Genomic DNA, 14,120 nt, shown 5'->3' on the forward strand with positions numbered 1-14,120 from the left:
GGACAGCGTGCAGAAAAGTACCGGCTTTATCGCCAATATCGATATTGGCAAAGAGTATGACGCGCGTTACGCCGCTGATGAGGTGCACTACGAAACCTTTGCCGGACTGGCGGCGTTTTTTGGCCGGGATATGCAGGTGCACTGGCACGACCGTTTCTTCCAACTGCATTATCTGGCCACCGGCAGGATAGAGCTGCAGCTGGACGATCAACACTATTCGGTGCAGGCTCCGCTGTTTATCCTCACCCCGCCTTCGGTGCCACACGCCTTTTTCACCGAACCAGACAGCGACGGCCACGTGTTAACGGTGCGCCAGGAACTGATCTGGCCGTTGCTGGAGCGCCTGTACCCGGGCAGCAATCTGGCGCTGGATATGCCGGGGATTTGCCTTTCGCTGGCCGCAGTGCCACAGGAGTTGGCGGCGCTTGGGCATTATTGGGAACTGATCGCCCGCGAGTTTAGCCAAAAGATGGCCGGGCGCGAGCAGACGTTGGCATTGCTGGCCCAGGCGGTCTTCACGCTGATGCTGCGCAATACCTCATTGGATGATAAGGCCGCCAGCGGCGTGCGCGGTGAACTGAAGCTGTTCCAGCGTTTTAACAAGATGGTGGACGAGCGTTTTCGCGATCACCTGTCGGTGCCGGAATATGCCCAGTCGCTGGGGGTGACGGAATCACGCCTCAACGACCTGTGCCGCCGCTTTGCCAACCGGCCACCCAAAAGGCTGATCTTCGATCGCCTGTTGCGTGAAGCCAAACGGCTGCTGCTGTTCAGCGCCTGCACGGTGCATGAAACGGCCTACAGCCTGGGGTTTAAAGATCCCGCCTATTTCGCTCGCTTCTTCAATCGGCTGGAAGGCTGCTCACCTTCCGCCTATCGCGCTACGCAACATGTCCTGTCGTAAGTGGGATCGGCTTAGCCTTTATTCGCCACCAAATCCGCGACCAGCCGGTTGACCGGATCGCTCATATTGGTGAATTTGGTCAATTCCGAGCGGGTAACGACCACGAACACGCCGATATTTTGCTGCGGCACCATCGCCATATAGGTGATGAAGCCGCCGCCACCGCCGGTTTTCTGGATGATCCCCGGCAGGCCGTCTTTCGGTGCCATATATACCCAGCCCAATCCTAAAGCAGAGGCTTCACCCGGTACATCCATGCCTTTTAGTGATGCCAGATCTTTGCGCTGGAAATACATGGTTTGTTCGGTCAAGGCCGTTGGCTTGCGTGCGCCAGATACGTTGGAGGAGAGGAACTGTTGCATCCAGCGTTGCATATCGCGCGGCGTTGAGTAAACGCCACCGCTGCCTCCGGCGGCCGTGGTGTCGCGGCAGGCACTTGGCCCAGAAGCGGCCACCATCAGACGTGAGCATTGTTCTGCGCTTGGCGTCAGTGTGGTATCAACCATCCCCAGTGGACCCGTGACTTTCTCACGCAGCAAGGCGTTATAAGGCTTGCCAGCGGCACGTGACAACGCATCGGCCAATAGGTCGTAGGCCAGGTTGGAGTAGGCCGCCCGCACGCCCGGTGGCACGGTAATGGTGGCATGAGACAACCATTGCCAGCGCTGTGCCTTGGTGGGCCAGGTAAACACCGGCGTTTTCGGTGGCTTCTTACCGGGTTGCTCACGCGGTAGGGCGCTGGTGTGCGTTGCCAGGTTCAGCAAGGTAATCGGCTGGCGTGAATTGTAGGCAGGGACGATAGCGCCTTTGGGAGCATATTTGCGCAGTGGATCGGTGAGTTTGACCTTACCTTCCGCTGCCATTTTGACCATCACTTCGCTGGTCATCAGCTTGGTGATGGAGGCGATGCGGATCAGCGAGTCTGGCCGTGGGCGCAGATCGTTACCCGGTTTGGTATCGCCAAAGCTGCGGTTAACTACCTGATTATTATCGATAACCACCAGCGCCATACCGGTTGCGCCGCTGTTAAAGAAGATATGTTCAGCATATTGATCGACAATCTGTGAGGTTAGCTGCGCGTCGGTCGCTTGGCTGGCTAACGGCACGGCACACAGGCCAAGCGCCAGCAATAACGTGGAGAGTGAGGTCTTCAACGGTCGTGTTCCATTTAAAAATGTGACAGGGAAGGCGTAAGTTGTCCGCTAGTGTAATGCGCTACGGCGCGATTGGCATGTGGTAAAAGTGGCAATGTTGCTCAATGATAGGGGCGCCGTATGCTGCTAAACGGGCACCACTACATGGCGAGTTGGCTGGAGGCTAGCTGAATATTGTTGCGGCCACAGTTTTTGGCCCGGTACAGCGCGGCGTCGGCGGCACAGATCGCTGAGTCGATATCCAGCTTATCCAGCGCAGAAATCCCGGCGCTTAACGTCACCTTGGTTGTCTCCTGCGTTTGGAAACGATGGGAAATGGTCAATTCCTGCACGCATTGGCGCACCTTTTCCGCCAGATAGGCCGCGTAGTCTTCACCGACGTTGGTCAACAGTACCAAAAACTCTTCGCCGCCGTAACGCACCACGATATCCCGTGAGCGTACCGCATCCCGGATGGTCGCTGCCACTTGGACTAGTGCTTGGTCGCCCAGAGTGTGGCCGTAGCGATCGTTGTAAACCTTGAAATGGTCGATATCGAGTAGCAGCACAAAGTGGTTGCCTGAGGTCGGTGAGAGCAACTGATCGAGTTTGCTCTCCAGCCCACGGCGGTTATACAGGCCGGTTAGCGGATCGAGCATACTCAGATCGCTGAACTTATCCCGCTCGTGATACAGGTTGGCCACCAGATGTTGGGTAAACATTTCACTGCGCTTCAACAGCAAATGATGGACCGAGAAAGCAACAATCGGCAGCAGAGTGGTGAACAGAATACGCATGGTGTTATGCATACCGTCCAGCCACAGGATAATCAGTGCCGAAGGTATGGCGTGCAGGCAGAAGGCGAGCAGGTTATCCGTTAGTGAGATCGCGCTGATAAAGAAAATACTGAACAGGCTGATCAGCAAAAAACCGTGGTTGTCACTGGCGATAAGCTGGCTCTTGCAATAGATGTGCGCCGCCCACAGTAGCCCAAGGATGATGGCGAGCAGGTTGAGCCTTTGGACGTAGTGGCGGGGCGAATACAGCGTAAATAGCATGGCCGCCAGGCAAATCGCCGGAATGCAGATTAGCGGCAGCGTGAATGCCGGCATTTCTTTAAAGGGCACGAATAAAGTAAAAATGGCAGAGGCGGCATTCATCAACAAGAAAAGAAACAGGGATAAACGCTGTTTGCTGGTTTGCAGTTGCTGATAAGAACGCGAGTTCATACGGGGATCACTCTTTACCAATGGGGCCGGTCGAAGGAAAAATGTTAGACAACGCCTGTTGAATAATTCCATTTGGTTATTATTAACAGACTATAAATGTTAAGAATTTTCTTATGTGAAACTAACATTTTTCGCGCAGGCTGTCATCCGCGTTCAGCCGGATCTTGAAAAGAGTGCGGGCCTAAAAAAAGTGTTATATGATATTGGTTATCATTATCACTTGAAAGGTAGGGTTATCATGTTAGCTGCCATGGTTACCGCTTGTGGATTGTGGGGCATCAGCTGGTGCCTGGGGAATCGGCTTGCCAGCGCATGGGGCGTGTTGCTGCCTTGCGCCCTGATGCCGTTTCTGGCGCTGATCGACCTGGATATGATGCAACTGCGTACTCTGATAGTGGTTGCCATGCTGGCTACGCTGGTGATGCTGTTTAACAGCCGCTGGCGTCATTACCTGCTGCTCCCTTCCTGCATGGCTCTAGCAGGTGGACTGGCCGCAATCAGCCTGCATTTCAGCTTTAACTGAAACGACAAAACCACGCCTGAGCGTGTTGGTTTTTTCAGTGAGTTTTAACGCAGGAACAGCTGGAAGAGAACCCATCAAGTGGTGCGAAGAGAGGGACTTGAACCCTCACGTCCGTAAGAACACTAACACCTGAAGCTAGCGCGTCTACCAATTCCGCCACCTTCGCACAGTTTGATGTGTTGCTTTGATGTCGATTTATATCACCAGCTTGGTGCGAAGAGAGGGACTTGAACCCTCACGTCCGTAAGAACACTAACACCTGAAGCTAGCGCGTCTACCAATTCCGCCACCTTCGCATTCGATGCTGTGCAATATAAATCATGTGGTTATTTGGTGCGAAGAGAGGGACTTGAACCCTCACGTCCGTAAGGACACTAACACCTGAAGCTAGCGCGTCTACCAATTCCGCCACCTTCGCTTACCAGATACGCTACCGGAGTAACGCTACCACGGAGGCGAATTCTAGAGATTTTGGCGGGTACGTCAATAGTTATTTCCTGGATTGGAGGCGTTTGCTGTAAAAAACGGCATATCAGCGCTTTTTATGGCCTTCGAACAACGTAATCAGCCAATCAATCAATACCCTGACACGCGGCGCGAGGAAACGACCAGGCGGATACATGATGTAGATCGGCATCGGCGGTGGTGGCGTATCTACCAACACTTCCACCAGTTCGCCGCTTTGCAACCAAGGGGAGATGATATAACGCGCCGCCTGGATCAGCCCCAAATTGGCACGGCAGGCACTGGTATAGGCATCGGCCCCGCTAACGCTCAATCTGCTTGGCAATTCGCGCAGCTCAAGGCGGCCATCACGGCAAAATTCCAGCGGGTAGTTGCGGTTATTCACCAAGGAGAAATAGCCCACCGCTCGATGGTGTTGCAGCTCGTCGATCGACTGCGGGGTACCAAACGCCTGTAAATAGCCAGGAGAGGCGCAGGTGAGCTGTGGTAGTTGGGCAATTCGTCGGGCTACCAGCGTATCGTCTTCGGTCTCCCAGGCCCGCAGCACGCAATCTACCCCCTCGCGCAGCAGATCGACATGGGTGTCGTTGGCCCCCAGCGCAATTTCTATTTCTGGATAGCGCTGATAGAACTCATCCAGCGCTGGGATGACGACTTCTCGCGCCAGCGAATGGGGCATATCGATCCGCACCTTACCGGTGGGTTGCAGCTTGTGGTGGCTGAACAGGGTATCTGCTTCTTCCAGGGCGTCCAGTAGATGCAGACAACGTTGGTAGTACAGCGTTCCCTCGGCGGTGACCTGTACCTGACGCGTGGTGCGCACCAATAATCTGACGCCAAGCCGTTGCTCAAGGCGTTTGAGCACGTTGCTTACCGTGGCTCGCGGCAGTTGCAATCGTTCGGCCGCACGGCTGAAGCTGCCTAGTTCCACGATCCGGGTAAAGATGCGCATAGCCTGAACCTGATCCATTTTGCCGCCCGCATTGTTGGTGATTTATGAACAGTGATGTGCAATCTGCATTATTTATCTTTGTGGCATAAACAACCAGACTTTGTTTCGACATCCATGTTCAATAAGGACCACACAATGCAACAGCGCAAATTAGGTACTAATGGCCCCCTCGTTTCTGCCCTGGGTTTAGGTTGCATGGGGATGAGCGATTTCTACTCCACGGGTTATGATGAGCAGGAAGCTATCGCCACGCTGCATCGGGCTCTGGAACTGGGGGTGACTCTACTGGACACTGCAGATATGTACGGCCCGCACACCAATGAACAACTGATAGGCAAGGCGATCAAAGGCAAACGTGACCAGGTATTTCTGGCCACCAAATTCGGTATTGTGCGCGATCCGGCCGATCCCACTGCGCGGGGCGTGAGCAGCAAACCGGACTATATCCGTCGCTCGGTCGAAGGCAGCTTGCAGCGGCTAGGGGTAGAAACCATCGATCTTTACTACCAGCACAGGGTCGATCCGACGGTACCGATCGAAGAGGTGGTTGGCACCCTGGCTGATCTGATCAAAGAGGGCAAGATCCGTCATATTGGCCTGAGTGAAACCTCCGTTGTAACGTTGGAACGCGCCCACCAGGTGCATCCGATCACCGCGTTGCAGACTGAATATTCCTTGTGGAGCAGGGACGCTGAGCAGGGGCAACTGGCCGCTTGCCAACGTTTGGGCATTGGTTTTGTCGCCTATAGCCCGCTTGGACGTGGCTTTCTGACCGGGGCGATCCAGAGTCTCGAGGACTTGGCGGCAGATGATTTCCGCCGCGATAATCCACGTTTTCAGGGGGAAAACTTTGCTCGCAATCTGGAACTAGTCACCAAGGTCAGTGAACTGGCCAGGCAGAAAGGCGTAACTCCGTCGCAACTGGCGTTGGCCTGGGTGATGGCGCAGGGGGAACATATTGTTCCAATTCCTGGTACCAAACGTCGGCGCTATCTGGAAGAAAACGTGGCAGCAGCGGAGATCACGCTGAGCGAGCAGGAATTGGCGGCGATCGAGGCGGTATTCCCTCTGGCAGGCGTGGCGGGGGCACGCTATACAACGGTGGGTATGGAGTTGATTAACGGCTGATGGCCTACCTTGGGGATAAATGTTCGTCAGGCGAGCAATCTCCCCTCACCCCAACCCTCTCCCGATGAACAAATCGGAGGCGTCAGGAACACTTGTGCGAGGGAGAGGGGGCGGGTACGGAGCCATGGTCAGGTACACAAGTTATTCAGTCGCGTGGCTGAATTTATAGGTAGGGTGCTGTAGTCAAATGGTGGCACGATCGATCCCCTCTCCCTGTGGGAGAGGGTTAGGGTGAGGGGCCTGTTACCTTTTCTTCTTCGCATCGCGTGGCTGGCGGGCTACGGTGGCTTTATACACCTTGAAGCGGCCATTTTGTGCCAACACTTCATGGCTGCCGAAGGTGGCATCCAGAATGTCCGGGTAAGGCAGGAAGGCGTTGGCGACGATGCGCAGTTGACCACCGATTGGCAGGTGTTTTAACGCCCCGCGGATCAGCGTTTCTGCGGCGGTCAGGCTGGTGGCCAGGCCGTCATGGAACGGTGGGTTGGAGATGATCAGGTCAAAGCGGCCGGTAATGTCGGAGTAGACGTTACTGACGATCACTTCCCCTTCAATGCCGTTGGCAGCCAGAGTTGCTCGGCTGGATTCCACCGCTGCGGCGTTGACGTCGCTGAGGGTCAGCTTCATTTTCGGCGACAGTTTAGACAGCACCGAAGCCATTACGCCAGCGCCACAACCCACGTCCAGCACTTTGCCTTTCATGTGTTTTTCCAGCGTGGAGAGCAGCAGTGAACTGCCGACGTCCAGGCCGTCACGGCTGAACACGCCAGGTAGCGTCTTCACTTCCAGATCGTGCAACTGATAGCTTTCCCACCAGTCGGCCAGATCAAACTGGGTCTGCACATCGATGCGGCCATGATACAACCCACAGCGGCGAGCGCTGTCGATCTTGGCAAGCGTGGCATGGCCTTCCAGCGTTTGTTCCGCGCTGCGTACGCCACTGCGGTTTTCACCGACGACAAAAATTTCTGCGCCAACCGGCAGCAGGGCCAGGATGTTGCACAGTTGGAACTGCGCTTCCTGCTTGCTCTTTGGCCAGTAATACACCAGCGTATCACACTCGGCGACGAAGGCAGGATCGACCGTCAGGCCGAACTGTGCATGCTCTCCCATCGTCCGGTTCAGTAACTGCCAGTGATGGTATTGCTGGGTATGGACACGCACATCCGCGGCCTCGAATTGGGCCGGCAGGGTATCCTGCAGATCGCCGGCAAACAGCACGCGGCGTTCCATAAATTCATCACTGTGGCGCAGCATGACTTCACTGGCGGGGGTTAATGCAGACATCAGTTTTCGGCTCCTCAAGATTTAGCCGGAGATTATAGAGCTTTGTGGCGAGATGTTCGACGGGTTTGTTGGCGCAGGCTGCCTGGGTTTGTTAGCATAGCGCGGCAATAGGGCAGGTAGGGTGCGTCACACACGGGGATCGGCATGGCATCAAAACGCGACTGGTTGTTACAACAGCTGGGGATTACGCAGTGGACATTACGCCGCCCTGGAGTGTTGCAGGGAGAGGTGGCGGTAAGCGTGCCCCCGAACGTGCGCCTGCTGGTGGTGGCGCAGGCATTGCCAGACCAGCACGACCCGTTGTTTTGTGACGTGCTGCGCAGCCTGGGGCTGACAGCGTCACAAACCTATGGCCTGACACCGGATCAGGTAGCGATGCTGCCGCAAGATACCGAGTGTAACAGTTGGCGGTTGGGCGTCACGGAGCCGCTAGCGGTGGCCGGCGCGCAGCTACATAGCCCGGCGCTGGCCGAGCTTTCTCAAGATGCGGGTGCGAAACGCGCACTCTGGCAGCAGATTTGTCATCATGAACAGCATTTCTACCCTGACAGCGGCCGATCTGGCCACAGCCTTCAAGATTGAACAAGCCAGCCATGCGTTTCCCTGGACGGAGGCGACGCTAACCAGCAATCAGGGCGAACGTTACCTTAACCTGAAATTGGCAACCGAAGGGCAAATGGCGGGTTTTGCCATTACCCAAATCGTGCTGGACGAAGCCACGCTGTTTAATATTGCTATTCATCCAAGCTGGCAGCGCCGGGGCTTTGGCCGCATGCTGCTGACTGCCGTGATCGAGCAATTGGAAGCGCGTGGAGTGGTCACTCTATGGCTGGAAGTACGAGCTTCCAACAGTGGTGCGATAGCGCTCTACGAAGACCTTGGCTTCAATGAAGTAACGGTACGCCGCAACTATTACCCTGCAGCCAGTGGCCGCGAAGACGCGATCGTTATGGCACTGCCGCTGGGATAGCGACTTACAGTCCTCCCTTTGTGCAGCCGGTTTGGCCTGCCATTATCTTATGCCGAAGAAACCATTGATTGTCACCGGTTGGTAAATCAGCGAAAATACTCGGCTACTATCTTTTTATTACCGCTTTGCCTGGCGCCGCGATCGGCGCGTTGTGATGATGAGCAGGGCGGACTAACCATAGAAACGTGAAAAACATGTCTCCTAGTGAATTCGCCCGCGAAGTTGCGAAAAGAAGAACTTTCGCCATTATCTCGCACCCCGATGCGGGTAAAACCACCATCACCGAGAAGGTGCTGTTATTCGGACACGCTATCCAGACCGCCGGTACGGTAAAGGGCCGTGGCTCCAGCCAGCACGCCAAATCCGACTGGATGGAGATGGAGAAACAACGTGGTATCTCGATCACCACCTCGGTGATGCAGTTCCCGTACCGCGACTGCCTGGTTAACCTGCTCGATACCCCGGGGCACGAAGACTTCTCCGAAGATACCTACCGTACCCTGACGGCGGTGGACTGCTGCCTGATGGTGATCGATGCCGCAAAAGGCGTTGAAGATCGTACCCGCAAGCTGATGGAAGTTACCCGCCTGCGTGATACGCCGATCCTGACCTTCATGAACAAACTTGACCGTGACATCCGCGATCCGATGGAAGTGATGGACGAAGTTGAGCGCGAACTGAAAATCGCCTGCTCGCCGATCACCTGGCCGATCGGCTGCGGCAAGCTGTTCAAAGGGGTTTACCATCTCTATAAAGATGAAACCTATCTGTACCAGACCGGTAAAGGCCACACCATTCAGGAAGTGCGCATCGTTAAAGGGTTGAACAACCCGGATCTCGATGCTGCCGTAGGCGAAGATCTGGCCGCCCAGCTGCGTGATGAGCTGGAACTGGTGCAAGGGGCTTCCCATGAGTTTGAGCAGGAAGCCTTCCTGGCAGGCGAATTGACCCCGGTGTTCTTCGGTACCGCTTTGGGTAACTTCGGTGTCGATCATATGCTTGATGGGCTGGTGGCCTGGGCGCCTGCGCCAATGCCACGTAAAACCGATACCCGTGAAGTGGTCGCCGCCGAAGAGAAATTCACCGGCTTCGTGTTCAAGATCCAGGCTAACATGGATCCTAAACACCGCGACCGTGTGGCGTTTATGCGCGTGGTGTCTGGCCGCTATGAGAAAGGCATGAAACTGCGCCAGGTTCGTACCGGCAAAGACGTGGTGATCTCCGATGCGCTGACCTTTATGGCCGGTGACCGCTCGCACGTTGAAGAAGCCTACCCAGGCGACATCATTGGCTTGCATAACCACGGCACCATTCAGATCGGCGACACCTTCACCCAGGGTGAGGATATGAAGTTCACCGGTATTCCGAACTTTGCGCCTGAACTGTTCCGCCGTATCCGCCTGCGCGATCCGCTCAAGCAGAAACAACTGCTGAAGGGGCTGGTCCAGCTGTCGGAAGAGGGCGCGGTGCAGGTATTCCGCCCAATCGCCAACAACGATCTGATCGTGGGTGCGGTGGGTGTACTGCAGTTTGACGTGGTGGTTGCCCGTCTGAAAAGCGAATACAACGTGGAAGCGCTGTATGAATCGGTTAACGTCTCCACAGCCCGTTGGGTCGAGTGCGACGACGTGAAGAAATTCGAAGAGTTCAAGCGTAAGAACGAGCTGAACCTGGCGCTGGACGGCGGCAACAACCTGTCGTATATCGCACCAACCATGGTTAACCTCAATCTGACTCAGGAACGTTACCCAGAAGTGGTGTTCCGCAAAACTCGCGAGCATTAATCTCGTCAACAGGGCGCTTCTAAGCGCCCTGTGTTTTCCTTCTTCAGCCCCCATCCTGCTAATTATTAAACCCTTCTCACTAATCATTTTGTCTAAACTGAACAAGATTTTCCGCGATCTGGCGGCAAATTTTCGCTGATGGTCTATATTTATCAGGGTGCATAGCGACATCTGAGCGTAAAATACTATTGTACCCACATATTTTAGAGAGTTATTCGGTAGTGTTGCCGATAGGAGACAGTCCTATCTTAGCAATATCAATAAGATAGTGATGTGGATCCCAAATCAACCGCTATATGTCTCCAATAGACGACAGTTTTACGCTTAATTGTTGCTCATTTGTTTTGTTGTTGTTGATTTTTAACGGCGTTTTTAACTTGGCACGGGCATTGCAGGTATGTTTACCGTAGAGCAATAGTCCGGTCGTGAACGTTTGATTGTATAGAGATCGTGAAGTATTCATTTGAGTTAGCCGCACTCTGGCGGCACCAGAGCCCACAGCAGTTTGGGGTTCTACAACAAGAAGGAAGAGATCGATGAAAAATACCAAGTTTGCACATTCGCTGATGGCAGTCGTTTTGGGTTCGGTACTGGTTAGTGGTTCGGCCTTGGCTGAAGAGACCATGATGAACAAAGCATCAGGCGTAGTTGATAGTACTGGTGCCAAAATCGATAGCTCCATGAAAAAAGTCGACAACTATATGGATGACAGCGGCATAACGGCTAAAGTTAAAAGTGCGTTGGTTGACGAGAAAGCCATTAAAAGCACCGACATCTCGGTGAAAACCGAAAAAGGTGTGGTGACGTTGAGCGGCTTTGTCGCCACTCAGGCTCAGGCTGAGCAAGCGGTTAGCGTTGCAGGCCGGGTGGAAGGGGTCAAATCCGTCAGCGATAAGCTGCACGTGAAAGATCAAGCGACCCAGTCGGTGAAATCCTATGCCGGTGACACCGCAACTACCAGCGAGCTGAAAGCTAAACTGCTGGCCGATGACATCGTGCCTTCACGCAACGTGAAAGTAGAAACCACCGATGGTGTGGTGCAGCTTTCCGGTGAGGTGAAAACCCAGGCACAGTCTGACCGTGCAGAAAGTATTGCCAAAGCCATTGATGGCGTGAAAAGCGTCAAGAACGATCTGGCGGTAAAACCTTAATCGTCAGTAACAGTAAGCGATAACTCCCAGGCTAACGCCTGGGATGCACTACCAGAAATAGAATAATCCGCAGTTTTAAGCCGCACCTTACAGGGGCGAGCCAAACGCGAAATTTTTATCACCATGGTAAGGAGAGGCTTATGTTTCGATGGGGCATTATATTTTTAGTGATTGCATTGATCGCCGCAGCACTGGGTTTTGGTTCGTTGGCAGGTACTGCTGCCTGGGCCGCCAAAGTGGTGTTCGTGGTAGGGATCATCTTGTTCCTGGTCAGCCTGTTTACCGGCCGTCGGCGCCCTTAGCGTCTCTCTAAACTGTAACAAAGCTTGATTCTTTTTCTCGGCGCCAGGAGGCAGGTCATGAATAGCGACATCATTGTTGGCCGTTGGAAACAGCTGAAAGGCCAGGTTTGGCAGGCATGGGCGGAGTTTTCCGGCAATGACGGCCTGTGGCTGACAGGGAGCAATGACTGCCTCTCTGGCGTATTACAAGAAGATTACGGAAGAGAGCAAGAAGAGGTATCCTCGGGAAAACGGCCACATTGAGGATACGGGGTTGGGATACAGAATACCCATCACGCTCGGTAATATAGAACCCCTGGCGTATAAACCATACCGGCCCGGTAAAATGGCGCTGGTGTGTGAGGGCGGCGGACAGCGCGGTATCTTTACCGCTGGCGTACTGGATGAATTCCAACGCGCACGCTTTAACCCATTTGATCTGATGATCGGCACCTCTGCCGGTGCGCAGAACCTCTCGGCATTTATTTGTGGCCAGATGGGCTACGCACGGCGGGTGATCACCCGTTACACCACTTCCGCCAATTTCTTTAACCCGCTACGCTTTGTGCGTGGTGGGCATCTTATCGATCTCGACTGGTTGCTGGATATCACTTCGCAACAGCTGCCGCTGGCGTTTGACGTGGCGGAACAACAGCTGGTCAATGGCCGTGAATTTTTGATGTGTGCCTGCCGCAGCGATGACTTTGCGCCGGTTTATTTGCCTGCGGTGCGGGATAACTGGTTACCGGCTATCAAGGCTTCCAGCGCTATCCCCGGTTTTTACCGCATGGGCGTAGAGCTGGACGGCGTCAGCTATCAGGATGGTGGCATCAGCGATGCCATCCCGGTGGAAGAGGCCTATCGCCGTGGGGCGGATACCATCGTGGTGATCCGCACCGTACCTTCACAGATGGTTTATACGCCGAAGTGGATGAAACGCATGGAGCAATGGCTGGGTGAAAGCAGCCTGCAGCAAATGGTGCGGGTGTTGCAGCATCATGAGCAGAGCTATTTGCGTATCCAGCAATTTATTGAAAAGCCGCCCGGCAAACTGCGTATCTTCGAAATATACCCGCCTAAGCCGCTGGCGAGCAATGCGCTCGGCAGCCGTTTGCCTGCGCTGAATCGCGACTATCATCTGGGCCGCCGTTGTGGGCGTTATTTCCTGGCGACGGTAGGCCACTGGCTGCTGGAGCAGGAAAAGATGGATGGTATGAAGGTGAAAAAGTCGCTCTCGCGTCGACTGATCCAGCCGGAAACCGTGCGGATGCCTTCGCCGATTATTACCGATGTGCTCAACCCGCAGGGCCATGCCGTGCAGCCTGAAGCGACACCAAAAATCATCCTGCCGGGTGACGGAGATGTGCTGTGAGTTACGCCTTTACTGATACCCATTGCCACTTTGATTTCCCACCTTTTTGCGAGGATGAGCAGACGAGCCTGGCATTGGCCGCGCAAGCCGGGGTGCAGCAAATTATTGTGCCAGCGGTCACGGCCGATCGCTTTGTGCGTATTCTCAAACTGGCGCGTGAACATACTCCGCTGTTTGCCGCGCTGGGGTTACACCCGCTGTATATCGCCCAGCACCATGATGAGCAGCTTCAACAGTTGGCAAGTTTCCTGGCAAGCAAGCCGCATAAGCTGGTGGCTGTAGGGGAGATTGGGTTGGATCTGTATATGGCCGAACCGCAGTTCGAACGCCAACAGGGGCTGCTCAAAGCACAGCTAAAGCTGGCAAAGCAGTATGATTTGCCGGTGATCCTGCACTCTCGCCGTAGCCACGATCAGTTAGCTGCCGCATTGCGTCGTACCGAGGTACCGCGCCGTGGCGTAGTGCATGGCTTTGCTGGCAGTCTGGCTCAGGCGCAGGCCTTTATTCGCCTGGGATATTACATTGGCGTTGGCGGCACGATCAGCTACGAGCGGGCGCAGAAAACCCGTCAGGTGATGGCGCAGTTGCCGTTGACCTCGCTGTTGCTGGAAACCGATGCACCGGACATGCCGTTGGCGGGTTATCAAGGGCAGCCGAACCGGCCTGAACGGGCTGCGGAGGTGTTTCAGGTGCTTTGCCAACTACGGCCTGAATCTGCCGACGAGATTGCCGAACAGCTACAACAAAATAGCCAATCCCTGTTTGCATTAGGGCCGCACCTCTCACTTTAAATGTGACTTGAATCACATTGTGTGATTTTCAGTTGCTTCCACTTGTATATATTTGTGACATAAAACGAGTCTCATCCCGCCGCGCTCAGTATAATTGCGTCCCATTATCGCCCTTGGGCAACCCGTTTCATCCAGCGGGCCGGGGGCATT

At 54.7% G+C, this 14,120-nt stretch carries 15 protein-coding genes and 3 tRNA genes; 11 read left to right on the plus strand and 7 right to left on the minus strand.

Features of this window, described 5'->3' with window-relative positions; translation table 11 throughout:
• Nucleotides 1-7 precede the first annotated feature (7 nt).
• Complete coding sequence (gene hpaA / locus N6G83_RS39655) at nt 8-904, plus strand: 4-hydroxyphenylacetate catabolism regulatory protein HpaA (protein WP_024485495.1); 897 nt, start codon at nt 8-10, stop codon at nt 902-904.
• Nucleotides 905-915: 11 nt separating this feature from the next.
• Here hpaA and ampH read toward each other — a convergent pair whose 3' ends face one another.
• Both ampH and N6G83_RS39665 read right to left on the minus strand, forming a co-directional pair.
• Nucleotides 916-2,058: a D-alanyl-D-alanine-carboxypeptidase/endopeptidase AmpH gene (ampH, locus tag N6G83_RS39660; protein WP_074028442.1), complete on the minus strand. Its 1,143-nt coding sequence runs from the start codon at nt 2,056-2,058 to the stop codon at nt 916-918.
• Nucleotides 2,059-2,198: 140 nt separating this feature from the next.
• Nucleotides 2,199-3,266 (minus strand): GGDEF domain-containing protein, encoded by a 1,068-nt coding sequence (locus N6G83_RS39665; protein WP_211135801.1) that lies wholly within the window; start codon nt 3,264-3,266, stop codon nt 2,199-2,201.
• A gap of 238 nt (nt 3,267-3,504) precedes the next feature.
• Between N6G83_RS39665 and N6G83_RS39670 the strand changes: the two genes are divergently transcribed.
• Complete coding sequence (locus N6G83_RS39670) at nt 3,505-3,789, plus strand: DUF1435 domain-containing protein (protein ID WP_021808011.1); 285 nt, start codon at nt 3,505-3,507, stop codon at nt 3,787-3,789.
• A 79-nt stretch (nt 3,790-3,868) separates the two neighbouring features.
• Here N6G83_RS39670 and N6G83_RS39675 read toward each other — a convergent pair.
• The 4 genes from N6G83_RS39675 to N6G83_RS39690 form a co-directional block, all read right to left on the minus strand.
• Nucleotides 3,869-3,955 (minus strand) — tRNA-Leu (locus N6G83_RS39675).
• Between the two features lie 43 nt (nt 3,956-3,998).
• Nucleotides 3,999-4,085, minus strand: a tRNA-Leu gene (locus N6G83_RS39680).
• A 35-nt stretch (nt 4,086-4,120) separates the two neighbouring features.
• Nucleotides 4,121-4,207 (minus strand) — tRNA-Leu (locus N6G83_RS39685).
• A gap of 114 nt (nt 4,208-4,321) precedes the next feature.
• Complete coding sequence (locus tag N6G83_RS39690; protein ID WP_199061247.1) at nt 4,322-5,224, minus strand: LysR family transcriptional regulator; 903 nt, start codon at nt 5,222-5,224, stop codon at nt 4,322-4,324.
• Nucleotides 5,225-5,341: 117 nt separating this feature from the next.
• On the opposite strand from N6G83_RS39690, the gene N6G83_RS39695 reads away from it, so the two are divergent.
• Complete coding sequence (locus tag N6G83_RS39695; protein ID WP_211136846.1) at nt 5,342-6,334, plus strand: aldo/keto reductase; 993 nt, start codon at nt 5,342-5,344, stop codon at nt 6,332-6,334.
• A gap of 243 nt (nt 6,335-6,577) precedes the next feature.
• Here N6G83_RS39695 and rsmC read toward each other — a convergent pair whose 3' ends face one another.
• Complete coding sequence (rsmC, locus tag N6G83_RS39700; protein WP_065683642.1) at nt 6,578-7,621, minus strand: 16S rRNA (guanine(1207)-N(2))-methyltransferase RsmC; 1,044 nt, start codon at nt 7,619-7,621, stop codon at nt 6,578-6,580.
• A 144-nt stretch (nt 7,622-7,765) separates the two neighbouring features.
• On the opposite strand from rsmC, the gene N6G83_RS39705 reads away from it, so the two are divergent.
• The 8 genes from N6G83_RS39705 (at nt 7,766) to N6G83_RS39740 (ending at nt 13,970) form a co-directional block, all read left to right on the plus strand.
• Nucleotides 7,766-8,203 (plus strand): DNA polymerase III subunit psi, encoded by a 438-nt coding sequence (locus N6G83_RS39705; protein WP_024527241.1) that lies wholly within the window; start codon nt 7,766-7,768, stop codon nt 8,201-8,203.
• Nucleotides 8,148-8,591: a ribosomal protein S18-alanine N-acetyltransferase gene (gene rimI / locus N6G83_RS39710; protein WP_074028446.1), complete on the plus strand. Its 444-nt coding sequence runs from the start codon at nt 8,148-8,150 to the stop codon at nt 8,589-8,591. The genes N6G83_RS39705 and rimI overlap by 56 nt, the downstream gene beginning before the upstream one ends.
• Nucleotides 8,592-8,785: 194 nt before the next feature.
• Complete coding sequence (prfC, locus tag N6G83_RS39715) at nt 8,786-10,375, plus strand: peptide chain release factor 3 (protein WP_199061243.1); 1,590 nt, start codon at nt 8,786-8,788, stop codon at nt 10,373-10,375.
• A gap of 536 nt (nt 10,376-10,911) precedes the next feature.
• Nucleotides 10,912-11,526, plus strand: a complete 615-nt coding sequence (osmY, locus tag N6G83_RS39720) for a molecular chaperone OsmY (RefSeq protein ID WP_024527239.1) — start codon at nt 10,912-10,914, stop codon at nt 11,524-11,526.
• Nucleotides 11,527-11,666: 140 nt separating this feature from the next.
• The gene (locus N6G83_RS39725) at nt 11,667-11,828 is read left to right on the plus strand and encodes a DUF1328 domain-containing protein (protein ID WP_004933089.1); all 162 of its coding nucleotides are present in this window, start codon (nt 11,667-11,669) and stop codon (nt 11,826-11,828) included.
• Between the two features lie 57 nt (nt 11,829-11,885).
• Nucleotides 11,886-12,071: a CsbD family protein gene (locus tag N6G83_RS39730; protein WP_211135585.1), complete on the plus strand. Its 186-nt coding sequence runs from the start codon at nt 11,886-11,888 to the stop codon at nt 12,069-12,071.
• Nucleotides 12,072-12,081: 10 nt separating this feature from the next.
• Complete coding sequence (locus N6G83_RS39735; RefSeq protein ID WP_074028448.1) at nt 12,082-13,179, plus strand: patatin family protein; 1,098 nt, start codon at nt 12,082-12,084, stop codon at nt 13,177-13,179.
• On the plus strand, nt 13,176-13,970 hold the full coding sequence (locus N6G83_RS39740) for a TatD family hydrolase (RefSeq protein WP_211135586.1): 795 nt from the start codon (nt 13,176-13,178) through the stop codon (nt 13,968-13,970). Before N6G83_RS39735 ends, N6G83_RS39740 begins: the two co-directional genes overlap by 4 nt.
• The last annotated feature ends 150 nt before the right edge of the window (nt 13,971-14,120 follow it).

The organism is Serratia sp. PL7 (assembly GCF_945957435.1).